Origin of the sequence: Streptococcus sp. HMSC056C01, from assembly GCF_001811305.1 — a bacterium.
Lineage (GTDB): Bacteria > Bacillota > Bacilli > Lactobacillales > Streptococcaceae > Streptococcus.
Genome location: NZ_KV804201.1, coordinates 45,998 through 69,997, shown reverse-complemented (window position 1 = coordinate 69,997; position 24,000 = coordinate 45,998). Strand labels below are relative to the sequence as shown.

The window sequence follows — 24,000 nt, the reverse complement described above, 5'->3', positions numbered from 1 at the left end:
TGGTTTGAATTTGATTTTCGAAGAGTATTATTTTCAAAACTAGTGCAATCTTATCCTACTTATTTTTCGTATATGGGCTTTCTCAGTTGACTCTTGTTATCCAAAACTATTGGAAATTTTCTTCTCAGATTGGCAATTTTTTCTGGATTCGAAATCTTATCAGTCTTGCCTTTATTGGCATTATGATAGGTATTTTAGTCAAGACAGGACATGGATATCTTTTTGTTATTCCAAAGAAAAAATGGCTTTGGTATACAGTTTTGACGATTCTCGTAACTGTACTTTCCATATCTTTTAATTTTCAAACTGCGAGACATGTACAATCAACTTCTGAAGGGTGGGCTGTACTAATCGGCTATAGCGGGACAAATTTTGCTGAGTTGGGTCTCTACTTGACCTTATTTTTCCTAGGTCCTCTGATGGAAGAGTTGATATATAGGGGCTTGTTCCAACATGCCTTTTTTAAAGATTCGAAATTTGGGCTTGACCTGATTCTTCCTTCGGTTTTGTTTGCTCTTCCTCACGTTTCAAGCTTTCCCAATTTTCTAGATATTCTTGTTTTTTCGTCATTTGGAGTGTTTTGTGCGGGTTTAATTCGTTATACCAAGAGTATCTATCCTGGCTATGCAGTCCATGTGATTAATAATATCGTAGCTACCTTACCATTTTTGTTAACCTTTCTTCATCGAATATTTAGCTGAAACAAGATCTGAAACTGGGTCTTGTTTTCATTTTTCGGTCAAATAAATTGCATTCGCTTTCTTGGGAGAGTATACTGGTATAGTTGAATGAAAAATTCTGATAATTTAATCTTAGAAAAGAGAAGCAAATGTCAAAAGATATTCGAGTTTTACTTTACTATAAATATGTTCCAATCGAAAACGCGGAACAATTTGCTGCAGACCACTTGGCTTTCTGTAAGTCAATCGGCCTCAAGGGCCGTATCCTAGTTGCTGACGAAGGGATCAACGGAACTGTTTCTGGTGACTATGAGACTACGCAAAAATATATGGACTATGTCCACAGCCTTCCAGGTATGGAAGACCTTTGGTTCAAGATTGACGAAGAAAGTGAGCAAGCCTTCAAGAAGATGTTTGTTCGCTACAAAAAGGAAATTGTTCACCTTGGTTTAGAGGATGATAACTTTGATAACGACATCAATCCTCTTGAAACAACAGGTGCTTACTTGTCTCCAAAGGAATTTAAAGAAGCTCTTCTAGACGAAGATACAGTTGTCCTTGATACTCGTAATGACTATGAGTACGACCTTGGACACTTCCGTGGGGCTATTCGTCCAGACATCCGCAACTTCCGCGAGTTGCCACAATGGGTCCGTGATAACAAAGAAAAATTTATGGACAAGCGTGTCGTTGTTTACTGTACAGGTGGAGTCCGTTGTGAGAAATTCTCAGGTTGGATGGTCCGTGAAGGCTACAAAGATGTCGGTCAATTGCACGGCGGAATTGCAACTTATGGGAAAGATCCAGAAGTTCAAGGGGAACTTTGGGATGGGAAAATGTATGTCTTTGACGAACGTATTGCAGTCGATGTCAATCATGTCAATCCAACCATTGTAGGGAAAGATTGGTTTGATGGCACACCATGTGAACGATATGTCAACTGTGGTAATCCTTTCTGTAACCGCCGTATCTTGGCATCAGAAGAGAATGAAGACAAGTATCTCCGTGGCTGTTCGCACGAGTGCCGTGTTCACCCACGTAATCGCTATGTTTTGGAACATGAATTGACACAAGATCAAGTCATCGAGCGTTTAGCAGCGATTGGTGAGAACTTGGATCATTCTGAAGTTGTATAAAAGTAGGACAGTCCTGACGGGCTGTTTTTCTATGCTTTTGACCAAAAAATCTTAAATTTGTTTCTGCATCTTTCAGGAAAATGGTGTATACTATATGTAAACGATTTCAAAGGAGACCATTTATGGTGAAAACATTTTTTATTCCAAATAAACAAAGTATTTTAGGACAACAGGAGATTTTAACAGCTAAGTCAGTCTTGGCCCTAGTAGATGGCTTAGAGTCACATAGTTATGATGCTGTCTATCTCCGTCAACCACTTAATCGCCTTGAGTATATCGAGTGTGGAATCGTAGGCAAGTCTCAATTTCTCTTTAAAGTTCGTTATGCAGATGCTCAAAAAGGCTACCAAGTAATCATTCCTGACTTGATTACAAGAGCTGACTGGGAGATTGTAGAAGCTCTCTTACAAGCCTTGTCTAGCAAGGTTGGTGAAGCAGTTGAAGGTTTGTCAGACTTTGACTTGGAAGACTATTTCCGAGAAACTGTTAAAAACTATCTAGCGGATAAGGCTGCTCATTTGGCCTTCTGCCAAGGAATTCTATCAACTATTTACTTTGATAAGAAGGACTTAGAAAGCTTCTTGGAAGAAGATGGAGTGGCACGTTTTGAAGCATTAGTCAAAAAGGTTCAAGAGTCAGATGCCTACCCTGCAAGTGCAAAATTCTACCCAGATAGTGAAGGTAAGATCCACGGCATCTATCACCTGGCTCAAGGGGTTAAGACAATTTTGCCCAAAGGTCCTGTTGTTCCCGTGCCTTATGTTGAGCAGTTGGCTGGCAAGGAACTTATCTGGGAGATTGACTTGGTGAAAATATCTGGAGATGGTTCTAAGCCTGAAGACTACGAAGCAGTAGCTAGACTGGATTACCAAGCCTTTTTAGAAGCTCTTCCAAAGGAACTTTGTCAGGATTTGGATGCCAACCAAGTAGAGGTAGGACCAGTTTCAGGAGAGGATTTTGAAGCCTTAGCAAATAGATAAAAAAGAAATTTGGGGTAAAAGTCCAAATATAAAGTTAAAAAGCGAACAAGATTAGTTTTCTGATTATCAGAATTCTGTCTTGTTCGCTTTTTTTATTTCTAAAATTTTATAGTAATAATTCCCTAAAACTAAAATCTTTCTATCTCGCTACCTTTATCTTACATAAAAGCTAGGATTCGTAGATATTCAAAAACCAGAGTCATTTCTGCTAGGAAGAAGAGAAATAGGATACCACCGTTAACTAGAAATGCCAAGAGAAGGCGATAGAAGGGATCAGTTTGGCTATCTTTACTTGGTCTTGAGATGGTATAGAGGTTGGCAAGAAGTACCAGACCAATGCTAATGAGGCAGAGAAGAGCCGCAAAGCGTAGACTATTAAAGAAGGCAAAGAAACTGGCAATACCTGTGAGCAGGAGAGGAAGGGCGAAGAGTTTGCTGTACTCTTGCAAGGATTTTTCCAGTGTCCAGTCATTGTCCTGATTGACAAAACGTTTAACCACGAATCCACCCATAAGGATAGAAAAGAAGAATAAACTTGTCGCTACCAAGATGGAGAAGATAGAAAAGAGATTCAGTGAAGGGAACTGCTCGCTGACATGAGAGTTGATAGCCGCCATATGGCCGTAGTAGTTATGCTTGATATGATAAATCGCACAGAAGAAACTAAGAGCAGAAAAGATAGTCAGCAGGGCAAAGGCATTATAACTATGTTTTTTATCTGTATCAATGCTTGTTGTCGGTTCTTTAAGGGCACCTTGTAGCCAAAACCAAAGATCAGCCAGTTCTTCTTTGAATACTGCGAATAGCGCTGTTTTGGTAGATACAGAATCTGGTAAAAACGGGCTTTCCAAAGATTGACTTTTCTGAGAAGCTTCTTTAATAGGTTCTTCTGACTCGTCTATCTTTTCTGATTTTTCAGCGATCTCTTCAGTCTCTACAGTTTCCTCACTAGTTTCCTTATCTTCTGGATTGGTATGAGGATTTTCTTGAGGATTTTCCTCAACTACTGGCGCCTCTTCTCTTGTCTCTGAATCTTCTTCAAGGAGAACTGAGTCGGATGGGCTATCTTTTTTATCATTGTTGGCTGTTTTTTCGAAATCAGCACTTTCAAACCATTCTTGAGTCATAATAGACCTCCCTTTTTTGATTAATTTTTGAGTAGTAACTACTAGTTGTCTTTATTCATGATTTCTATAAGAAAGCAAGCAATCTTATTATGGGAAATAGATACTTTGATTAGATTTTGCGACGAGGAGATCTTGCGTATCTTTTTTTTCTGTTTTGTAAGGGTTCGCTAATGCTTCACCTTTACTACCTCCCGTAGGTATGTCACGTCTGTCTCGATGCCAACGATAGATATCACCATGTTCAGCAGAAAATTCAAGATTGATTCGATCAAGTTCCTTCTGAGATAACTCGAGTGAGATATCTTTTCTTGCCTCGAATTCCACTCGACCATGCACTTGGATATCGTCTGCCTTGATATGTTCATGGTCTGCTTGAATGCGGCTATCTGTTAGACTGGTTTCAAATACATTGACAATTCCAACTGTGATTAGTTGGCTATTTTTAATCTCGCTATCAGTGATACGAAGGAGATATCCATTTGACAGAATCTTGGCATTGCTGAGTTTTGCATTAGCAATTGAAAGGATACGATGGTTTACCTGGGCAGTTAGATTTTTTAAGTCTTTTCCTCTTGGTAATGAGAGAACAACTTCATCATTGCGACTAGAAATTCCGCTTGCGATATAGAGAATACCCTCGATACTAGAACCTATAGAGCGACGTGTAGTTGACTTGGTGTCAGTTATTTCAAGACTTTTCTCTTTGATAGAGTGTTGAAGATTTTCTTTTTCAGAGATGGTTGGATGATACTGGATGTGAATCTTATCATCGCTTGACTCCGTAATGACGAGCGAATGTTCTGTTAGTGAAATGTTTAGATTTTCAATATCTTGATCAAAAACGAGTTCTTCCATTCGACTTTCAAATACTGGATTTTGAGACATTGCAAGGAGGCTTCTGACACCATCTGTTTGGATCCCGATGATCATCATGGAAAAACCAATGATACTAGTAACAACACCAAAGATAAGAAATCCTTTTGTCCATTTACGCATGTCTTTCACCTCTCTTTCCTCTATTAAGAATCCATTGGATAAGTCGAAGGACTAGTAATCCAAAGAAACGGGTCACATAGGAAGTTGCTAGCAAGACTAGGGATGAAGCTCCGATAGCTAGTAAACCTCCACCAAAAATCAGAATAAAAGCAGATGTCGATTCCGCCAGAATGTAGAAGCTTTCAAATAGGAGAACAGCTCCGAGAACCATTCCAGCTGCTGATACAGCAAAGAAGGCTATAAGTACGCTGACAGCAGCGATAAAAATCCCGATGATAGCCATGAGAAGACCAATTCCGACCGGAATTCCGATAGGAGCTGCAAGAAGGGCTAGTAGAGCGATGCGTAAAATATGGCGGTCGTTCTTGCTGGAATTTTCTTCGTTGATTTTCTTATCAAGAAGTGTAGTCAGGACATCATGGGCAGCTTCTTTTGGACTTCCCAGGCTAGCGATAAGCTCCTCCTCACCTTCTGGCCCAGCATCATCAAAGAGTTCTTTGAAGTAGTCCATGGCTTCGATACGATCAGATTGAGGCAGCTTCATCAGATAGGCTTCAAGCTGATTCAAATATTCAGTTCTTGTCATGGCGAATGCTCCCTTCTATGATGCCGTTGATAGTGTCAGTGTAGAGTGTCCATTCTTCTCGAAGGACAAAGAGTTGCTCCTCTCCGATTTCTGTCAAGGAGTAGTATTTGCGCATCCGACCTTGGTATTCGCGAGAGTATGTAGTCAGATAGCGGTTGGTATCCAGTTTTTTCAAGATGGGGTAGAGGGTAGATTCCTTGATTTTGGCAATGAGTTTAATGGTTTGGCTAATCTCATAACCATAGGAATCCCCTTGTTCTAGGATGGCCAAGATGAGAAATTCAATCAAGGCCGATGATGTTGGAAAATACATGGGGCACCTCCTTTTTTAGTATGTAAAAATTTTATATATAATTATTCTACACATACATCATACATCTAAATGTAAGCCTTGTCAAGCAATATGTGTAAAATTTTTATATATAAAAAATCTCCTAGTAAAAACTAGAAGATTAGAGGCTGTTTTGCATTACTTTGAGGCAATGCTTATCTGCAATCCTCATCATAAATGGGCGGAAGATAAAAATACTTGTCTTCAATCTTGATTTTGGCACAGAGGATGCCGTTTTGATAGACATATCCGTTAAATGGAGGATAGCTATCCAAGTTTTCTAGGATATTCTCAGGCAAAGATCTGAAATTGTAATCCCTCAGAGCCCCAGAACCAATCAATCTTTCAGTTCGATAAGCCTTGATTTCTTTTTCATATTTTTTGAGAAATGCCTCTCGTTTGCTTTCAAAGAGATCCAAATCTCCGTCATCTAACTCGTAATAGCGTTCGTAACCAGCAATCCAAGAAATATAAACACACAGTAAAGATTTTTCTATCTCAGGAGAGTAGCCAATTGTAAAGTAATTTTCTTTGTCGACCTGCCGATTTTCTACTGTGATAGTCTGTATAAAGTTAGTCATGATAATCTCCGTTTCAGGAATGAACTAGAAATGCTTCTCATTTAAAAATCCTTTAGCTCATCAAAGATTTCTATAAATTTTTCTTTGTCCATTCCTAAATCTTTAGGTAGTAAATCTAAGATCTCGACCAGGGCATCATAGATATCCTCTCTCTCGATTGTTTCAATAAAACAGTTACGTTTGTCCATTTTATTGAAACCTTGAGTATACTCTCTTATGAGGGCTTCTATGTGTTTTATAGTGTCCTCGTTGGGGTTTTCTAGAAGCTTTCTAACACTTGCTCTAGTCTTTCTATATAGAGAGGCTGCTTTTTTTGCGTTTGCGGTTGAAATATTCTCTTGTCCATCCCATGAGCGAAATGGATTATCTAGGTTTTGGGCTAGCCATTCAGCTTTCCTCGGTTTTGTTATCCAAAGATTCAGTCCTTTGTCCTGCAGTTTTTTATAATATTTTTTGGCTACTTTAGCTGCATCTTCTGGTAAGCTACTCATCCAAAACATGCTTAATTGAGGTAAATCTGCTGGTTTTGGGATATCCTCTGCAGTAAAGCCAAACAAATCAACGGTTGAAAAATTGATTAACTCTTTTAACTCTGATAATTTATGGAAATTAAGAATATGACCAGGTTTCCCCCACAATCTCAATTCCCTAAGATTTGGATAGTTATTCAAGATTTGTGCAAAGTCTATTTCGAGGATGTTAGAACAATGGATGGCTCCCAAATCCTTTAATCCCAGCACCTTGGGTAGAGAGTTGTCAAGGTGTAATCGTAAGCTGGCTCCATGGTTTTTTACAAGTATCTGACAATTGTCGCTCATGTCTCCTAATAAGAGTAGCTCCTCCAAATCATCATTCAATCTAAGTTCCTCTACACCTGTCAAATCAATGGAAAGTCGATGTATGGATGTCTTAGAAAAATCCAGTTTTGTTTGTCCATGATTTTCAAGAACTAGTTCTGTAATAAAAGGAGTCGACTGTAAATATTCATATATATTTTTATGCCATTTAGTTAATTCTAACTTAGATAAACAAGGGAAGACCTTTAATTCTAATGCGTCTTCAAAAGGCGTCCACTCGTCATTAATATTGTGTTTAGAAATACGGTAGTCATTCCCTGCAAATGAAACCTTTTCCTTGCTTTTATCTGCTTTCTTAAATAAATCTCTTTTTTCTTTTGGGATTTCTTGCCATTTCAGTTGCCTATAAATATCGTAACCATTCCCCCAAAACATAGCATATGTGTTTGTGCTTTCGGTTGTTAATGGTGTTGTATTCCCGATAAAAATATAATTTGACGGTACATGAATATCAACATTACTCAGATGCAAGCCTCTATCCCAGTACATAAAATCTATATAGAGTGGCTTCAAAGAAGCTAGCTCTTCTTCTGTAAGAGGTTGATCTCCTGACCAGTCTAATGACAACAGGACAGCCTGAGGCTTTTTCTCTCCCTCTTCTATCTTGGTTATCTGACAAGCTATGTATTTTTTTAGATGGGTATTGTAAACACAGTAGACGTCCCCTGCTTTTGCTAGCATAAAAATTTCTCCTTAAATGTTACTACATTTTCAATAGTCTTTTTAGACTTTTAAACAAATACTTGTTTGTAATTGAGTTAAAACAAGTAAAGTTCTTTAAGATTTTATTTTAGGTAGATTTCTGGTTTCTCAATGACTGAGCCATCCTTCAATTTTGGGAGTTGAAGGATTTTATGATGCAAAAGGTTAACCTCCTTGGAAGGTTTGATTGTTAGATATTCTAGCTTTATCAGATTAATGATTGAAGTTGCGTCCTTACTTTTTAGGATACCAGTAAAAAAGTTGAAATAGCGTAACTATGGTATATCATTTAAAAAGTTAGAGGAATCTACATGGATGTTTTTAGGGGCAAAACAATCCCCTTCAATTGAAAGAGTTTCGACTTCTTTGAGAGATAAATTGTAAAGTTGTTTCCATCATGATCTTCTTTATCAAATTTAAACGATAAATCTTCCTAGGTATATTATAGCATGTTTTAGCTTAACGAAAGTCTTGTGAGGAGGCCTTTCAAACCTTTTTAAAAGAAAAAAGCCAGACAGATGTCTAGCTTGAAAAGTGAGTTTATTGTAGTAAATTCTAAAATTTTTTAAAGGATTTTATCCGCTCGATCCACCATAAAGAGGGCGATTGTCATGATGATATCAATTACTAGAAGAATCAGTACCGCTGGAACCCAAGACTGGAACATGTTAAAACTGTAACCAAAGAGAGTTGGTCCAAAGGCCGCTAGAATGTAACCACCAGTCTGGGCAAGACCAGATAATTGGGCCGTCTTTTCAGGAGAGCTGGTTTTGATGGAGAAGCAAACCATGAGGTAAGGGAAAAGAGCGCTACAGGCAGTACCAATCAAGAGATGGGCAAACAACCAATACAAGAAACTGTTGCTCGGGTATAGAAGCATGGCAATTCCTAACATACCAGCCAGAGAGATGACTGTTAACATGATTTGACGGTGACGATTTGACAAACGCGTTGTTAAACTTGGAATGGTCATGGAGAAGGGAATGCTAATTAGTGAAAAGATAGAAGCCAGAAGTCCGGCATCCGTATGAGCTAGCCCTGCACTGATGGCCATGGTTGGTAACCAGGTCATGCTGGTATAGAAGAGTAGGGACTGAAGTCCACCGAAGACAATAATAGCCCAAACTTGCTTGCTTTTTAGGATATTCTCTTTTTCTTTTTTCTCTTCATGCCCTTCTAGAAAATGATTGTGGCCATGGTTGGGGAACCAGACCAATAAGGTTAGCAGGCAGACCATGGACAGGCAGAGAATCAGCCCCTTCCAAGATGTTGCCTGAGTAATGGGTACAGAGAGGTAGGAAGCTAGTGCTGTCGCGATTCCCATAGTCGTAACATAAACCGTTGTCAGGAAGCTAATCTTTTGTGGGTAGTTTGCCTGAATCATACTAGGAAGAAGTACGTTAAAAATAGCGACACTTGCTCCGATGAGTAAGGTTCCCAGATAGAGAAGGGGAAGATTGAAGATACGAATCACTGAACCGACGGTTAAGACGAGGAGACTATAGGTGAAAAGATGCTCAAGTCCAATTTTTTGAGCCAAACGTGTCGCAAAAGAGGAGAAAAGAGCAAACATCAGGAGAGGAAGGCTGGTCAAAACCCCAAGTGAGCTGACCTCAACTCCTAAACCTTGAGCAATATCTCCCAAAACAGTTGGTAAGGCCGTAAAAGGAGCTCTTAAGACCGCTCCGATTAAGATAATTCCTAGAATAAAAAAGAGTGATCGTTTTTTCATGTGAACCTCAATAAACTGATTTTGATAACAGCTTATTTTAAGGCTTTTTCCAATAGATGTCAAGATGGTGTGAGAAAATCCGCTCCTTAGTTGAGCGAAATCATGGGGGAAAAAGAAGGATAGATTTACTAGTTTTTTTCTGGGATTCAAATAAAAATAGGAAAGTCTGGGAATTTGTGATAAAATAGTGAAAGAAAATCTATACATTGGAGAACTGCTGTGTCTGAAAATCGGAAATTTAGTGTCTTGATGTCAGTCTATATCAAAGAAAATCCTACCTTTCTAGAAGAAGCGGTAGAGAGTATCTTACATCAAACGCTTAAGCCTAGTGAAGTGGTTATCGTTGAAGACGGTCCATTGACACCTGAACTATATCAAGTTTTGGATAAATTGACAGCACAGTCAAGTATTCCAATTAAACGTTGTCCACTTGAACAAAACCGTGGCCTGGGCTTGGCACTACAGTATGGTGTTTTGCAGTGCCAGTATGACATCATTGCCCGTATGGATACTGATGATATCGCTGTTGAAGATCGTTTTGAACAGCAGTTTGACTTGATGGAAAAGGAAAACTTGGACTTGCTAGGTGGTCATATCGCAGAATTCATCGATCAACCTGATGAAATTGTTTCTTACCGTCGTGTGCCGACTAAGCACGAAGAGATTATCGCCTACCAACGTATGAGAAGTGCCTTTAATCATATGACGGTTATGTTTAAAAAAGAGATGGTTCTCAAGGCAGGTAACTATGAAGATGGGCTCTATATGGAAGACGATTTGCTCTGGCTTAATATGATTAGTGCTGGTGCTCGGACTGGGAATGTGGATCAGATTCTTTGTAAGGTACGCGTGGGAGCAGGGATGTTTGAACGCCGTGGTGGCCTTCGCTATCTTAAACTCTATCGCCAGGCACGTCAAAGAATGCACGCGCGTGGACAGATTTCTTATGGTGAATATCTGAAAAGTGTTTTAATCCAAGTTGTCGTTGCCCTATGTCCAGGCTTTGTCCGACAGTTTATCTTTTTAAAACTATTGAGAAAAAGTAAATAGCTAATTAGTTTTAAAAAATGTCTTGTAATTACTAGAAAATGTGATTTTGTGTAGGAGGATACCATTCACATGAATAAAAAAATGACAGATTATGTAATTGATCTGGTTGAAGTATTAAATAAACAACAGAAACAAGTCTTTTGGGGGATTTTTGATGCTGCCAGCATGATTTCCTCAATTATTGTTTCTTATATCTTGTTTTATGGACTGATCAATCCAGCTCCTGTGGACTATGTCATCTATACAAGCTTGACCTTCCTTTTCTATCAAATCATGATTGGATTCTGGGGGCTCAATGCTAGCATTAGTCGTTATAGCAAAATCACAGACTTTATGAAGATATTCATTGGAGTAAGTGTCAGCAGTGTCTTGTCCTATCTCCTTTGCTATGCCTTCTTGCCACTATTCTCTGTGCGTTTCATCGTTCTCTTTATCTTGCTCAGCACCTTCTTGATCTTGCTCCCACGTATTACTTGGCAGTTGATCTATTCAAGACGCAAAAAGGGTGATGGAGAAGGGGAACATCGTCGTACCTTCTTGATTGGTGCGGGAGACGGTGGAGCTCTCTTTATGAACAGCTACCAACATCCTACGAGTGATCTTGAGTTAGTGGGTATTTTGGATAATGATGAAAAGAAAAAAGGTCAAAAACTAGGTGGAATCCCAGTCTTAGGATCTTATGAACAGTTGCCAGAACTCTCTAAACGTCATCAGATTGAAAAAGTTATCGTTGCGATTCCTTCTCTCGATCCATCAGAGTATGAGCGTATCCTAAAAATGTGTAACCAACTTGGCTTGAAGTGTTATAAGATGCCCAAGATTGAGTCAGTTGTACAAGGATTGCATCCTCAGGTAGGTGGTTTCCAAAAAATCGATATTACGGACCTTTTGGGACGTAAAGAAATTCAACTAGATGAGTCACGCCTAGGCTCAGAAATTACTGGAAAAACTATCTTGGTGACAGGTGCAGGAGGTTCTATCGGGTCTGAGATTTGCCGTCAGGTTAGTCGCTTTAATCCAGAGCGCGTGGTTCTCTTGGGGCATGGGGAAAACTCTATTTATCTGATCTATCATGAATTGATTCGTAGCTTCCAAGGAATTGACTATGTTCCTGTGATTGCAGACATCCAAGACTACGATCGCTTGCTTCAAGTATTTGAGCAGTACCAACCAGCCATTGTTTACCACGCTGCTGCCCATAAGCACGTGCCAATGATGGAACGTAATCCAAAAGAAGCCTTTAAAAATAATATCCTCGGAACTTACAATGTTGCCAAGGCAGTTGACGCCGCTAAGGTACCGAAGATGGTTATGATTTCGACCGATAAGGCCGTTAATCCACCAAACGTAATGGGAGCTACCAAACGTGTGGCAGAGTTGATTGTTACAGGATTCAACCAACGTAGTCAATCTACCTATTGTGCGGTTCGTTTTGGAAATGTTCTTGGTAGCCGTGGTAGTGTGATTCCAGTATTTGAGCGTCAGATTGCAGAGGGTGGTCCAGTGACTGTGACAGACTTCCGTATGACTCGTTACTTTATGACCATTCCAGAAGCTAGCCGTTTGGTGATCCATGCAGGAGCTTATGCTAAAGATGGAGAAGTCTTTATCCTTGATATGGGCAAACCAGTTAAGATTTATGATTTGGCCAAGAAAATGGTTCTTCTCAGCGGGCGTACTGAAAATGAAATTCCGATTGTAGAAGTGGGGATTCGTCCAGGTGAGAAACTCTATGAGGAGTTGTTGGTATCTACTGAATTAGTTGATAATCAAGTCATGGATAAGATTTTTGTTGGTAAGGTTAATGTCATGCCACTTGAAGTTATCAATCAAAAGATTGAAGAATTCCGTGCCTTGCAAGGTTCAGAGTTGAAGCAAGCTATTATCGGTTTTGCTAACGAAACAACTCACATTCATTAAAAAAGAAAAAGGGTATGATTCCTAGCTTCATGTTAGAGGTAAGTGGAATCATACCTTTTATTAATAACAGCTACTCCTTTACCAATTTTTTGAACAAACTTGTCATTGTTGAATATTTATGGTAAACTAAATTTATACTATTTGAAAATCAAAGTAAATGAGGTCTGCATCGTTTGACTGTACTTAGATATGGTTTATAACGAACTTTCTAATTTGCTCTTTCATTTTCATTTCGTATGAATTAAAAAAATAGGGAGTAACTTATGATTAACGCATATAAGAATTTCTTTAAAGGTTATGTAGATTTTACAGGCCGTTCAACACGCTCAGAGTATTGGTGGATTTGGCTAGGAAATATGATTCTCCTTGTCCCTTTTTACTCAGTATATTTTAAGGCACTCGCAAATCCAAGAAATGAGGCGGCTCTTATGGCCTTGGGTGGAATTGCTATTATTTATATGATCTTCGGTATAGCACTTTTCTTACCTGGACTTGCATTGACAGTTCGTCGACTACGTGATGCTGGTTTCCACTGGGCTCTAATCTTTATCATTTTTATTCCGATGGTTGGAGCTCTTGCTCTTTTAGTTTTGTTAGCTATGCCAACGAAACAAGTAGAAGTAGTAACCATCAATGAAACTGAAGAAGTGGTAGAAGTTTCACCATTCGAAGAATCAGACAAAAACTAAGAAGTTTATGTTTTTTTACAAGTGAAACTGTTTTAGAGTTTTCTTTATATTGTTAAGCAAATATCTGACACTCCCATATCTAAAAATAGATTTGGGAGTGTTTTATAACAATGAGTCTACTTTATAGTATACAGTTGTTAAAAAGGAGAAATATCTTGTTTAGGGCTTATATAAATTTTTTAATAGGTTATGTAGATTTTGTAGGACGCTCAACACGTCCAGAATATTGGTGGGTTTGGCTGATGAATCATATCTTGTTCCTACCCCTGTATATCCTTATCTTCAATAAAGAGATAAACCAAGGTCCTGCTCTGAACTTTACTTTAGTTATATTGGTTGTCAGTATTTATGCCATTTTGGCTCTACTCCTTTTGTTGCCTACTTTAGCGTTAAAGATTCGCCGTTTGCGTGATGGAGGTTTCCACTGGGCCTTTATCTTCCTTCACTTTGTTCCAATGGTCGGACGTTTTGCTCTATTAGTTCTGCTAGCCATGCCAAGTAAGGAAGTAGAAATAGTAACAATCAATAGACCTAAAGAAGTTGAAAGCGAAGAAGTTTCCCCTTTTGAATAATTGGACGAGTACGGGGAATGTCATTCTCCTCATTAAGATCAGACAAAAAGCTCCCAAACCTAACTTTTAGGCTGGGAGTCTTTTGTTTAACGTTTTAATTGTAGATGCTGTAAAATGTCTGCCGGGTGGTGAGCAATCCAGTCAGGATTATAGCCCATGAGGTCTTTCTCCTCACCGAATCCCCAGGTTACCGCTAGTTTTTTAATGCCAGTTTCTTGGGCACCAATCATATCAAACTTGGTATCTCCGATAATAACGACTGTTTCGGGCGCTAGATGATGAGTTTCCAGAGCCTGACGAATGACATCAGCCTTGTGTAGGGCTTGAGGGCTTGAACCATAAATGCCATCAAAGAAGTGGTCAATCCCAAAATTGCTAGTCATGTCAACTGCGGTTGGTGTATTCTTCGTAGTAGTGATATAAAGAGGATAATGCTCAGCTAGTTCTACGAGTAAATCTTTGATATGTGGGAAGAGTTGGGCTTCGTAAACACCCTTTTCCTTATAATAAGAACGATAGAGCTGGATGGCCTGCTCTATCTGCTCAGCTGGTAAACAACTAGCAAAGCTGGTTTCTAGTGGGGGCCCCATAAAACCTCGAATGGTTTTGGCACCAGGACTAGAAACTCCAAGTTGGTCAAAGGTATAGGTGAAACCATTATGGATACCGATAGAACTATCCACTAGCGTTCCATCTAAGTCAAAAAAGATAGCAGATATAGATGACATTGATTCTCCTCATAATGATGAAATTATTCGCCGAAGATTTCTTTTTGAAGGCGACGACCTGTAGGTGTGGCAGCGAGTCCCCCTTCAGCAGTTTCACGAAAGGCAGTTGGTAAGCTAGATCCTACTTGATACATGGCGTCAATGACCTCATCAACTGGAATTTTTGATTCGATACCAGCCAGAGCCATATCGGCTGCGATGAAGGCAAAACTTGCTCCCATGGCATTCCGCTTGACGCAAGGAACTTCAACCAAGCCTGCAACTGGGTCGCAAATGAGACCAAGCATGTTTTTGATAACGAAGGCGATAGCCTGGCTCGCTTGATAAGGTGTTCCGCCTGCAGCTAGAGTTAGGGCAGCGGCACTCATGGCTGAAGCTGAACCGACTTCGGCCTGGCAGCCACCTTCGGCTCCCGAGATAGAAGCGTTGTTAGCAATCACGAGTCCAAAAGCACCTGCAGCGAATAAGAAGTCTAGTTGTTGTTCATGAGTTAAATCCAACTTTTCAATAGCAGCAGTGAGAACGGCTGGAAGGCAGCCTGCACTACCAGCAGTAGGTGTTGCACAGACCAGTCCCATCTTGGCATTGTGTTCATTAACGGCGATAGCATTACGGGCTGCGGACAAGACAGTAAAGTCTGATAGGGTCTTTCCTTTTTTGATGTAGTGGTCAAGCTTGGCAGCGTCACCACCTGTCAAACCGCTACGAGATTTCTTTTCACTAAGACCAAGCTCAACTGAAGCTTTCATGACTTCAAGGTTGCGTTCCATGAGAAGGAGAACTTCTTCACGTTCACGACCAGTCAATTCAAACTCGGTCGTAATCATGAGTTCCGCAACATTTCCTTTAAAATCAAGTTCGGCTTGTTGGACTAATTCTTTGATAGAGTAAAACATATTTTCTCCTATTGAAAGAAATTGACATTATGCAAATGAGGAATTTTACGAATCTCTTCGATAGATTCATCACAGTTGCGACTATCAACTTCGATAATCATAATGGCTTTCTCACCAGCTTTTTCTCGGGTTACATTCATTTGGGCGATGTTAATGTCAAAGCGAGAGAGGGCCTCTGTTACGTGAGCGATCATACCAGGAACATCCTGATGAACGATGATAATGGTAGGAGTGTTCATGTTGAGGGATACGGCAAAGCCATTGAGCTCTGTCACCTGGATGTTACCACCGCCGATTGAAATTCCTGTCACACTGATAGTCTTGTGCTCATTCTTAACAGTGATTTTCGTAGTATTTGGGTGAGGGGCGTTACTGTCTTTCTGGATGGTCCAGACAATTTTGATGCCACGCTTGTGGGCAATTTCTAAACTATTTGGAATTTCTGGATCATCTGTGTCCATTCCTAAGATTCCAGCGACCAGGGCTAGGTCAGTTCCGTGCCCGCGATAGGTTTTTGCAAAAGAATTAAAAAGCTGGAACTCGACCTCGGTTGGAGTATCGTCAAAGATAGAAGAGACGATTTTACCGATACGAACAGCTCCTGCCGTGTGACTACTAGATGGGCCAATCATGACTGGCCCAATGATATCAAAGACAGATTGAAAACGAAGTGATTGCATCTGTTTCCCCTTAAAAAGATTCTTAACTCTATTATATCAAAGATTAGATGCAAGCGCTCAATTCCATGATAAAATATCTAAAATCCTCATAAAGCCTATAAAATCAAGCCTTTTGTAACAAAAAGAGGCTATTTAAGTGAAATAAAACATAGTCTTGTAACATTTCTACATAAAACCGTCAAGAAACAGTAATAATAGTAGGGTATGATGGAAATATAAGAAAGAAGGAGAATCTTTTAATATGAAATCAACAACTAACAAAATTAAAACAGGACTTGTAGGAGTAGCAGCAGCGCTTGCTTTCCTTGCACCATCACTTACTTTTGCACAAGAAACAACAACTTACACAGTAAAATCAGGTGACACTCTATCAGGAATCGCTGAAAAATACAATACAACTGTTGAAAAATTGGCAGAAAAAAATAAGATTAAAGATATTCATTTGATCTATGTAGACCAAGTATTGGTGATTGATGGTGAAGCACCAGCAACTTCAACTACTTCAGCTGCGACAGCAGAAGCTCCAGTAGCAGCACCTGCAGCTACTGAAACAACAACTTATGAAGCACCAGCAGCAAGCGTAACTGTAGCAGAAGAAACTGTTGCTACAACAGAAACTTCAGCATCAACTTCAACTGTAAGCGGATCTGAAGCAGAAGCTAAAGAATGGATCGCTCAAAAAGAATCAGGCGGTAGCTACACAGCTACAAACGGACGTTACATCGGACGTTACCAATTGACAGATTCATACTTGAACGGTGACTACTCAGCAGAAAACCAAGAACGTGTAGCAGACGCTTATGTAGCAGGACGTTACGGTTCATGGACAGCTGCTAAGAACTTCTGGCTTAACAACGGTTGGTACTAAGAACTGACGAACAAAATAAGATGCAAAAGTCGAGGGATCTCCTCGACTTTTTTTATATTTCCTTTGCTTGATAACAGGTCTCTACTTCCTTTTTGAGGTGAGATAGCATTGAGGTTTCATCAGTTAACTCCAGAAGGGAGAAGCCCTTTTGAATAAGATGATCCTTACTAGTGCAAATACCTATTCGAACATAAGTGATTGCCAAAATATCGTATCTTTTCTTTTTCTTGGCATCCTCTAGTAAGGTGTAGCAGATTTGTTGACAGGTATTTTTATCTTGATTGTACAAGTAGATGGTGGACAGATTGAGTAGGATTGTCATTCGTAATTCATATAAATGTCGATAGTTTTTATATTCTTCCAAGCGCTGCAAGATCTTTTCAGTGATGAGGTGGAGGTGTTCGATGGGAAAGCTAAAAAGTATGGTGTTGAGGATTTTTAGGTCGCTTTCATACCATGTATCTTGTTTTTCAATTTTTTCCCAAAGCTTTTTGACCGTTTGTTCCACTTGGATTGAAAGTTGTCCTGTTCCATGTTGACGGATATAAATGACAACTTCCAGCATATCTTTGATTTCCTCTATAGGGAGATCGTGATGGATCTTGAGATAGTCTTGGCATGTTTCAAATAAATTGATTAGACTACTGGTACCAAAGATGGAACTCGTATTGAGATAGGTTTGCATGATTTCTGTCCGTTGACTCGGCTGATAGAGATGGCAGATGTATTCAAACTCTTCAAAACTCATATTGATTTGACGGAGAAGAAACTCCATATTTTCATATTTGGGAGTTGCCTTGCCACTTTCAAACTTGGAAAGGCTGGTTCTTGAAAGGACATTTCCACAGACCTCTTCTTGGGTCAATCCTTTTGACTCACGTATGTCTTTATATACTTTCCCGAAATCATAGCGCATGATGTTCTCCTTTTCGTGAAAAAAGTTAACAATAAATTGAATTCTATTAAACATATTGTATCATAAGAATATAGAAAGTAAATAAGAGATATCATGTAGCTAAAAAATAATAGATTGGAGGTTGTTTCAATGCGTAAAAATAAAGATCTATTTCGGGTAATCATTGTCTTTGTGGCAGGGGTTGTTTTGATTCTAGCAACCCCAGTGTTATTTAGAGTTGTTATAGAACTACTGTCAAAATAAAATCTGCATTGATTAGATTCATTAGGATTTAAAATCATTACATGAGAGCTTCTGGATAAATTTAATTTGCTGTAAGATTTGCTTATTTCATCAATTGCTTTTAGTTAGAATCCTGATTTTTCATTTACCATATTTATATTCATAGAAGTTCTAATCAAGACATTAAAGTGGATATCATGAGAAGAAAATAAGAAAGGTGATTTTATCTATAGTAGGTAGAATCTAAAAAATAAATTATGATTCATTTAAAATTTTATATCAAATCCGTTCTTTGTTCATTGGTATTTTTTATCCTTTTAATTCTTTTTATTAAAAATATATATTACCCTGCTCTAAAGATAACTATTGAAGTTATTATGACGTTTTCGATAGGTAGTCTTTGTTATGCCATTTTTTGTAAAACAAATCGAGCTGCTTTTCTGCCAATTTCGGTTGTTTTATTTTTGCTGACTCTCTATTTGCTAGGAGTATAGTGTTTTAGCAGGAATTTTGTCAGTTTGCATTTTTTCTTGGAGAAATTCTGACGATTGAAATCTTAGTGTCTTTAAGTGGAGTAAATTTGCTATCAAGATTTTTCAAAAAAAAGAGAAGTCAATAGATTTGTTAGTGGATTATAAAGATGAAAGGTAAAATTGGGATAGTTAAAATGAAACATTTTTTTGCAGGAATTGGTGAGATAAGATTTATTAGTTATCTATTGTCTCTATGTGTAGGACTAGCCCCTCTTTTTCATATATATGTTATAGGTTCTGAAATGAGTTTTGTGAAAATAGTATTATCTATTTTGGGAATTATATTTGTTTGTATTTTAACTATTGCTCGAATTTATAGGAGTTTTTTCTATAAAGAATAGTTTGGAATGAAAAAGTGTTTTATGCCAAAGGTTGGTAGATTATCAGCCTCTTTCTTGTCTTCTCCAACCAAGCATGTTATAATGAAAACTGCTCAAGCGACCTTCAATCGTGAAGCACACACGACCTTCAATCGTGAACTAGTCATTTCGTTTATCTTTTATTACTTTGTTAACTCGTCTTACCTAACTCGAGTTATGCCTGCGACTCGTTGCCTAGTCCTAAAAGCAAACGAAAAGACTATACTCAAAGAAATTCTATTGAAAGTCATAATAAATAGAATTTTGAAGGGTATGAATAAACGAATAGATGGGAGACTTACCATGAGTGATAACTCTAAAACACGTGTTGTCGTGGGGATGAGTGGTGGTGTTGATTCGTCGGTGACGGCTCTTTTGCTCAAGGAGCAGGGCTATGATGTGATCGGTATCTTCATGAAGAACTGGGATGACACAGATGAAAATGGCGTCTGTACGGCGACCGAAGATTACAAGGATGTGGCTGCGGTGGCAGACCAGATCGGTATTCCTTACTACTCTGTCAACTTTGAAAAAGAGTACTGGGACCGAGTTTTTGAGTATTTCCTAGCGGAATACCGTGCAGGACGCACACCAAATCCAGATGTGATGTGTAACAAGGAAATTAAGTTCAAGGCCTTTTTGGACTATGCCATGACCTTGGGTGCAGACTATGTAGCGACGGGGCATTATGCTCGAGTAGCGTGTGATGAGGATGGCATCGTTCACATGCTTCGTGGCGTGGACAATGGCAAGGACCAGACCTATTTCCTCAGCCAACTTTCACAAGAACAACTCCAAAAAACCATGTTCCCACTAGGACATTTGGAAAAACCTGAAGTACGAAAAATAGCTGAAGAAGCAGGACTTGCGACTGCTAAGAAGAAAGACTCGACAGGGATTTGCTTTATCGGAGAAAAGAATTTTAAAGAATTTCTCAGCAATTACCTACCAGCCCAACCTGGTCGTATGATGACTGTAGATGGTCGCGATATGGGTGAGCATGCAGGCCTTATGTATTATACGATTGGTCAGCGTGGAGGACTTGGTATCGGTGGTCAACACGGTGGGGATAATGCCCCTTGGTTCGTTGTCGGAAAAGATCTAAGCAAGAATATCCTCTATGTCGGCCAAGGTTTCTACCATGATTCGCTCATGTCAACCAGTCTTGAGGCTAGTCAAGTTCATTTTACTCGTGACATGCCAGAGGAATTTACGCTCGAATGCACGGCTAAATTCCGCTACCGTCAGCCTGACTCGAAGGTAACGGTTCATGTCAAAGGAGACAAGGCAGAGGTCATTTTTGCAGAACCGCAACGCGCCATTACACCAGGACAGGCAGTTGTCTTTTATGACGGTGAAGAGTGTCTCGGTGGTGGCTTGATTGACAATGCCTACCGTGATGGCAAGGTTTGTCAATACATTTAAAGATGTTCTAAGAGGAATGAGAATGTTTCAATTTTTTAAGAAGAAAACGCCTAAAAAAGATAAGATAATGACTCTTTCGGACTATAAAAAAGAGTATTTGAGGGAGAAAACGACAGAGTCGATAGAGGCCTTGTTTAAGGAATTGAAGCAGGCTAAAGTCTGGGTTCCCTTCAATCCTTCTCTGATGGATGGGAGTGACGGACAAGAAGGTGCTCGCCTAAAGCCGGATATTCTGCAAAAGGGAGATGACTACTTTTATCCTTGCTTCTCAGAAACTCAAGACATCCCCAAAGACTATTACGACCGCTTTTCTTGGTTGCAATTATCTCTTACGGACTGTTTGTTTGCAGCGGAAGGGATAGAGAGTTTTCCTGTGAGAGGGATTGTTCTGGATGCTTTCTCTGACCCAGTTGAGATTGACCAAGGAGCTTTTGAAGCAATTCGCCAATCATAGTACATTTAGATTGACAAATGTTCTCATTTTGCTACAATAATAAAAGCAATAGAAATGATGGTCAAAGCTCATGGATGTTGCAGGCTTTTTTGTCCTGCACTTCTTTGGAGTTTTGACTGTTTTTGTGTCGTTTAAGGGAAAGGATAAAAATGACTCAACAAGACTTTCGGACAAAAGTGGGAAATACTGTTTTTGGCGTTCGGGCGACAGCCTTGATTGTCCAAAATCACAAGCTTCTAGTTACCAAAGACAAGGGCAAGTATTACACTATTGGTGGTGCGATTCAAGTCAATGAGAGAACGGAAGATGCGGTAGTCCGTGAAGTGAGGGAAGAACTGGGTGTCAAAGCTCAAGCTGGGCAACTAGCTTTTGTAGTTGAAAATCGTTTTGAACAAGACGGTGTCTATTATCACAATATCGAGTTTCATTATCTAGTGGATTTGCTTGAAGATGCCCCGTTGACCATGCAGGAAGATGAGAAAACGCAACCCTGTGAGTGGATTGACTTGGACAAGCTTGAGGATATTCAGCTGGTTCCAGCCTTTTTAAAGACAGCCCTACCAGATTGGGACGGACAATTACGACACATCCATCTTAACGAATAGGAGAGAAAATGATGGTTAAGCTTATTGCCCATGTACTTGTTCATAGTGGTGGTGATTATTTACTCATTCAGCGTTCGGAAATTAAAAGAGGACAACCCAACGTTTATCCGACTTACTGGGATATTCCTGGTGGCGGGGTTGAAAAGGGTGAACTTCCGCGAGATGGAGCTCTTAGAGAATGCATTGAAGAAGCGGGAATTAGGCTAGATAGCAGTTCGCTCAAACTTCTTCACGAAGATAGTCAACTGGATACCTCTAAGGATACTGTCTTTACTCGCTTAGTTTATAAGGCGGAGTGGGTTGGGGAGAAGCCAATTATCAGATTAGATCCTGAAGAGCATACACACTTTAAATGGGTTACTATGGATCAAGCTCTAGAGGAGGAGAAGTTAGTTCCTTATTTGCGAGAAATTTTTGAAAGGTTAAGAAATGACTTATAATTTTACGGAAGAATACGATATCATTGTAATCGGAGCGGGACATGCAGGGGTAGAAGCATCCCTGGCAGCCAGCCGTATGGGCTGCAAGGTCTTGCTTGCGACTATTAACATTGAAATGTTGGCTTTCATGCCATGTAATCCCTCTATCGGTGGTTCTGCCAAGGGGATTGTCGTGCGTGAAGTGGATGCCCTTGGTGGCGAAATGGCCAAGACCATTGACAAGACTTACATCCAGATGAAGATGCTTAACACTGGGAAAGGTCCAGCTGTTCGTGCCCTTCGTGCGCAAGCTGACAAGGAACTCTACTCTAAGGAAATGCGCAAGACCGTTGAAAATCAAGAAAATCTCACCCTTCGTCAAACCATGATTGATGAGATTTTGGTGGAAGATGGCAAGGTTGTCGGTGTGCGTACAGCGACCCATCAAGAATATGCTGCCAAGGCCGTTATCGTGACCACAGGGACTGCCCTCCGTGGGGAAATCATCATCGGAGATCTCAAGTATTCATCAGGACCTAACCACAGTCTGGCTTCTATTAACCTAGCTGACAATCTCAAGGAATTGGGCCTCGAGATCGGTCGTTTCAAGACAGGAACACCTCCACGTGTCAAGGCTTCCTCTATCAACTACGATGTGACAGAGATTCAGCCAGGAGACGAAGCGCCTAATCACTTCTCATATACTTCACGTGATGAAGATTATGTCAAAGACCAAGTGCCATGTTGGTTGACTTACACCAATGGTACCAGCCATGAGATTATCCAAAACAATCTCCACCGTGCGCCTATGTTTACAGGTGTGGTCAAGGGAGTGGGGCCTCGCTACTGTCCGTCAATTGAGGACAAGATTGTGCGTTTTGCGGACAAGGAACGCCACCAACTCTTCCTAGAGCCAGAAGGTCGCAATACAGAAGAAGTTTATGTCCAAGGTCTCTCAACCAGCCTTCCTGAGGATGTGCAACGTGACTTGGTACATTCCATCAAAGGTTTGGAAAATGCAGAGATGATGCGAACTGGTTATGCTATCGAGTACGACATGGTCTTGCCTCATCAATTGCGTGCGACTCTGGAAACCAAGAAAATCTCAGGACTTTTCACAGCTGGTCAGACAAATGGTACATCAGGATATGAGGAAGCTGCTGGTCAAGGGATTATCGCGGGTATCAATGCGGCTCTGAAAATCCAAGGCAAGCCTGAGTTGATTCTGAAACGAAGCGACGGTTATATCGGAGTGATGATTGACGACTTGGTAACAAAGGGTACCATTGAACCCTACCGTCTCTTGACCAGTCGTGCTGAATACCGTCTCATCCTCCGTCATGATAATGCCGATATGCGCTTGACTGAGATGGGACGAGAGATTGGGCTTGTTGATGATGAACGTTGGGCACGCTTTGAGATCAAGAAAAATCAATTTGACAATGAGATGAAACGCCTAGACAGCATCAAACTCAAGCCGGTCAAGGAAACTAACGCCAAGGTTGAAGCGATGGGATTCAAACCATTGACTGATGCAGTCACTGCCAAGGAATTCCTCCGTCGTCCAGAAGTCTCTTACCAAGATGTGGTTGCCTTCATCGGACCTGCTGCTGAAGAGTTAGATGACAAGATTATCGAATTGATTGAAACAGAAATCAAGTACGAAGGTTACATTTCAAAAGCCATGGATCAAGTTGCCAAGATGAAACGCATGGAAGAAAAACGGATTCCAGCCAACATCGATTGGGATGATATTGACTCGATTGCGACTGAGGCTCGCCAGAAGTTCAAACTCATCAATCCAGAAACCATCGGTCAAGCTAGCCGTATTTCTGGGGTTAACCCAGCAGATATCTCTATTTTGATGGTGTATCTGGAAGGTAAAAATCGTAGCATTTCAAAAAACTTAGAAAAAAAGGCTGACTAATACTCAATGAAAATCAAAGAGCAAACTAG

The 24,000-nt window shown here is 39.9% G+C and carries 25 protein-coding genes; 14 read left to right on the top strand and 11 right to left on the bottom strand.

What is annotated here, in order from left to right; all coding sequences use genetic code 11:
• Nucleotides 1-26: 26 nt before the first annotated feature.
• From HMPREF2795_RS05620 to HMPREF2795_RS05610, 3 genes are all read left to right on the top strand, one after another.
• On the top strand, nt 27-701 hold the full coding sequence (locus HMPREF2795_RS05620; RefSeq protein WP_075228421.1) for a CPBP family intramembrane glutamic endopeptidase: 675 nt from the start codon (nt 27-29) through the stop codon (nt 699-701).
• A gap of 128 nt (nt 702-829) precedes the next feature.
• Nucleotides 830-1,816 carry an oxygen-dependent tRNA uridine(34) hydroxylase TrhO gene (locus HMPREF2795_RS05615; protein WP_075228420.1) on the top strand — a complete coding sequence of 329 codons (987 nt, stop codon included), beginning with the start codon at nt 830-832 and terminating at the stop codon, nt 1,814-1,816.
• A gap of 122 nt (nt 1,817-1,938) precedes the next feature.
• Entirely contained in the window at nt 1,939-2,796 is an 858-nt protein-coding gene (locus HMPREF2795_RS05610) for a DUF4299 family protein (RefSeq protein ID WP_000241129.1), read from the top strand.
• A gap of 158 nt (nt 2,797-2,954) precedes the next feature.
• Here HMPREF2795_RS05610 and HMPREF2795_RS05605 read toward each other — a convergent pair whose 3' ends face one another.
• From HMPREF2795_RS05605 to HMPREF2795_RS05575, 7 genes are all read right to left on the bottom strand, one after another.
• Entirely contained in the window at nt 2,955-3,923 is a 969-nt protein-coding gene (locus HMPREF2795_RS05605; RefSeq protein WP_000191314.1) for a DUF6574 domain-containing protein, read from the bottom strand.
• Between the two features lie 87 nt (nt 3,924-4,010).
• Nucleotides 4,011-4,919, bottom strand: coding sequence for a DUF4097 family beta strand repeat-containing protein (locus tag HMPREF2795_RS05600; protein ID WP_001233681.1), 909 nt, complete (start codon nt 4,917-4,919; stop codon nt 4,011-4,013).
• Complete coding sequence (locus HMPREF2795_RS05595) at nt 4,912-5,505, bottom strand: DUF1700 domain-containing protein (protein ID WP_000198673.1); 594 nt, start codon at nt 5,503-5,505, stop codon at nt 4,912-4,914. The genes HMPREF2795_RS05600 and HMPREF2795_RS05595 overlap by 8 nt, the downstream gene beginning before the upstream one ends.
• Nucleotides 5,492-5,818, bottom strand: coding sequence for a PadR family transcriptional regulator (locus HMPREF2795_RS05590; protein ID WP_000273853.1), 327 nt, complete (start codon nt 5,816-5,818; stop codon nt 5,492-5,494). Before HMPREF2795_RS05590 ends, HMPREF2795_RS05595 begins: the two co-directional genes overlap by 14 nt.
• A gap of 173 nt (nt 5,819-5,991) precedes the next feature.
• Nucleotides 5,992-6,417 carry a hypothetical protein gene (locus HMPREF2795_RS05585; RefSeq protein WP_075228419.1) on the bottom strand — a complete coding sequence of 142 codons (426 nt, stop codon included), beginning with the start codon at nt 6,415-6,417 and terminating at the stop codon, nt 5,992-5,994.
• Nucleotides 6,418-6,458: 41 nt separating this feature from the next.
• Nucleotides 6,459-7,955, bottom strand: coding sequence for a hypothetical protein (locus HMPREF2795_RS05580; protein WP_000879815.1), 1,497 nt, complete (start codon nt 7,953-7,955; stop codon nt 6,459-6,461).
• Nucleotides 7,956-8,541: 586 nt separating this feature from the next.
• Nucleotides 8,542-9,708, bottom strand: coding sequence for a CynX/NimT family MFS transporter (locus tag HMPREF2795_RS05575; protein WP_000747392.1), 1,167 nt, complete (start codon nt 9,706-9,708; stop codon nt 8,542-8,544).
• A gap of 219 nt (nt 9,709-9,927) precedes the next feature.
• Between HMPREF2795_RS05575 and HMPREF2795_RS05570 the strand changes: the two genes are divergently transcribed.
• The 4 genes from HMPREF2795_RS05570 to HMPREF2795_RS05555 all read left to right on the top strand — a co-directional run bounded on the left by HMPREF2795_RS05570 (nt 9,928) and on the right by HMPREF2795_RS05555 (nt 13,939).
• Nucleotides 9,928-10,758 carry a glycosyltransferase gene (locus tag HMPREF2795_RS05570; RefSeq protein ID WP_001293884.1) on the top strand — a complete coding sequence of 277 codons (831 nt, stop codon included), beginning with the start codon at nt 9,928-9,930 and terminating at the stop codon, nt 10,756-10,758.
• A gap of 69 nt (nt 10,759-10,827) precedes the next feature.
• The gene (locus HMPREF2795_RS05565) at nt 10,828-12,678 is read left to right on the top strand and encodes a polysaccharide biosynthesis protein (protein WP_001035795.1); all 1,851 of its coding nucleotides are present in this window, start codon (nt 10,828-10,830) and stop codon (nt 12,676-12,678) included.
• Between the two features lie 263 nt (nt 12,679-12,941).
• Nucleotides 12,942-13,367 (top strand): DUF805 domain-containing protein, encoded by a 426-nt coding sequence (locus HMPREF2795_RS05560; RefSeq protein ID WP_000606342.1) that lies wholly within the window; start codon nt 12,942-12,944, stop codon nt 13,365-13,367.
• Between the two features lie 155 nt (nt 13,368-13,522).
• Complete coding sequence (locus tag HMPREF2795_RS05555) at nt 13,523-13,939, top strand: DUF805 domain-containing protein (protein ID WP_007555228.1); 417 nt, start codon at nt 13,523-13,525, stop codon at nt 13,937-13,939.
• A gap of 86 nt (nt 13,940-14,025) precedes the next feature.
• Here the strand turns inward: HMPREF2795_RS05555 and HMPREF2795_RS05550 are convergent, their stop codons facing one another.
• From HMPREF2795_RS05550 to sdaAB, 3 genes are read right to left on the bottom strand one after another with little or no spacing between them, the layout of a single operon-like run.
• Nucleotides 14,026-14,667 (bottom strand): HAD hydrolase-like protein, encoded by a 642-nt coding sequence (locus tag HMPREF2795_RS05550; protein ID WP_000095106.1) that lies wholly within the window; start codon nt 14,665-14,667, stop codon nt 14,026-14,028.
• 23 nt (nt 14,668-14,690) lie between these two features.
• Complete coding sequence (sdaAA, locus tag HMPREF2795_RS05545) at nt 14,691-15,563, bottom strand: L-serine ammonia-lyase, iron-sulfur-dependent, subunit alpha (protein WP_000500054.1); 873 nt, start codon at nt 15,561-15,563, stop codon at nt 14,691-14,693.
• Between the two features lie 8 nt (nt 15,564-15,571).
• A complete protein-coding gene (gene sdaAB, locus HMPREF2795_RS05540; protein WP_001191178.1) occupies nt 15,572-16,243 on the bottom strand; it encodes an L-serine ammonia-lyase, iron-sulfur-dependent subunit beta in 672 nt (223 codons plus the stop codon).
• A 241-nt stretch (nt 16,244-16,484) separates the two neighbouring features.
• Between sdaAB and HMPREF2795_RS05535 the strand changes: the two genes are divergently transcribed.
• Nucleotides 16,485-17,111 carry an aggregation-promoting factor gene (locus HMPREF2795_RS05535; protein WP_000843474.1) on the top strand — a complete coding sequence of 209 codons (627 nt, stop codon included), beginning with the start codon at nt 16,485-16,487 and terminating at the stop codon, nt 17,109-17,111.
• Nucleotides 17,112-17,163: 52 nt separating this feature from the next.
• Here HMPREF2795_RS05535 and HMPREF2795_RS05530 read toward each other — a convergent pair whose 3' ends face one another.
• Nucleotides 17,164-18,027, bottom strand: a complete 864-nt coding sequence (locus tag HMPREF2795_RS05530) for a helix-turn-helix domain-containing protein (protein ID WP_001268140.1) — start codon at nt 18,025-18,027, stop codon at nt 17,164-17,166.
• 889 nt (nt 18,028-18,916) lie between these two features.
• On the opposite strand from HMPREF2795_RS05530, the gene HMPREF2795_RS10915 reads away from it, so the two are divergent.
• The 6 genes from HMPREF2795_RS10915 to mnmG all read left to right on the top strand — a co-directional run bounded on the left by HMPREF2795_RS10915 (nt 18,917) and on the right by mnmG (nt 23,971).
• Nucleotides 18,917-19,123 (top strand): hypothetical protein, encoded by a 207-nt coding sequence (locus HMPREF2795_RS10915; protein WP_025171274.1) that lies wholly within the window; start codon nt 18,917-18,919, stop codon nt 19,121-19,123.
• Between the two features lie 321 nt (nt 19,124-19,444).
• A complete protein-coding gene (mnmA, locus tag HMPREF2795_RS05520; protein ID WP_001282933.1) occupies nt 19,445-20,566 on the top strand; it encodes a tRNA 2-thiouridine(34) synthase MnmA in 1,122 nt (373 codons plus the stop codon).
• Nucleotides 20,567-20,588: 22 nt separating this feature from the next.
• Nucleotides 20,589-21,020, top strand: coding sequence for an SseB family protein (locus tag HMPREF2795_RS05515; RefSeq protein WP_000485111.1), 432 nt, complete (start codon nt 20,589-20,591; stop codon nt 21,018-21,020).
• A gap of 149 nt (nt 21,021-21,169) precedes the next feature.
• A complete protein-coding gene (locus HMPREF2795_RS05510) occupies nt 21,170-21,625 on the top strand; it encodes an NUDIX hydrolase (protein ID WP_000193654.1) in 456 nt (151 codons plus the stop codon).
• A gap of 8 nt (nt 21,626-21,633) precedes the next feature.
• Entirely contained in the window at nt 21,634-22,065 is a 432-nt protein-coding gene (locus HMPREF2795_RS05505) for an NUDIX hydrolase (RefSeq protein ID WP_000989472.1), read from the top strand.
• Nucleotides 22,055-23,971, top strand: a complete 1,917-nt coding sequence (gene mnmG / locus HMPREF2795_RS05500; RefSeq protein WP_000221901.1) for a tRNA uridine-5-carboxymethylaminomethyl(34) synthesis enzyme MnmG — start codon at nt 22,055-22,057, stop codon at nt 23,969-23,971. Before HMPREF2795_RS05505 ends, mnmG begins: the two co-directional genes overlap by 11 nt.
• Nucleotides 23,972-24,000 lie beyond the last annotated feature (29 nt).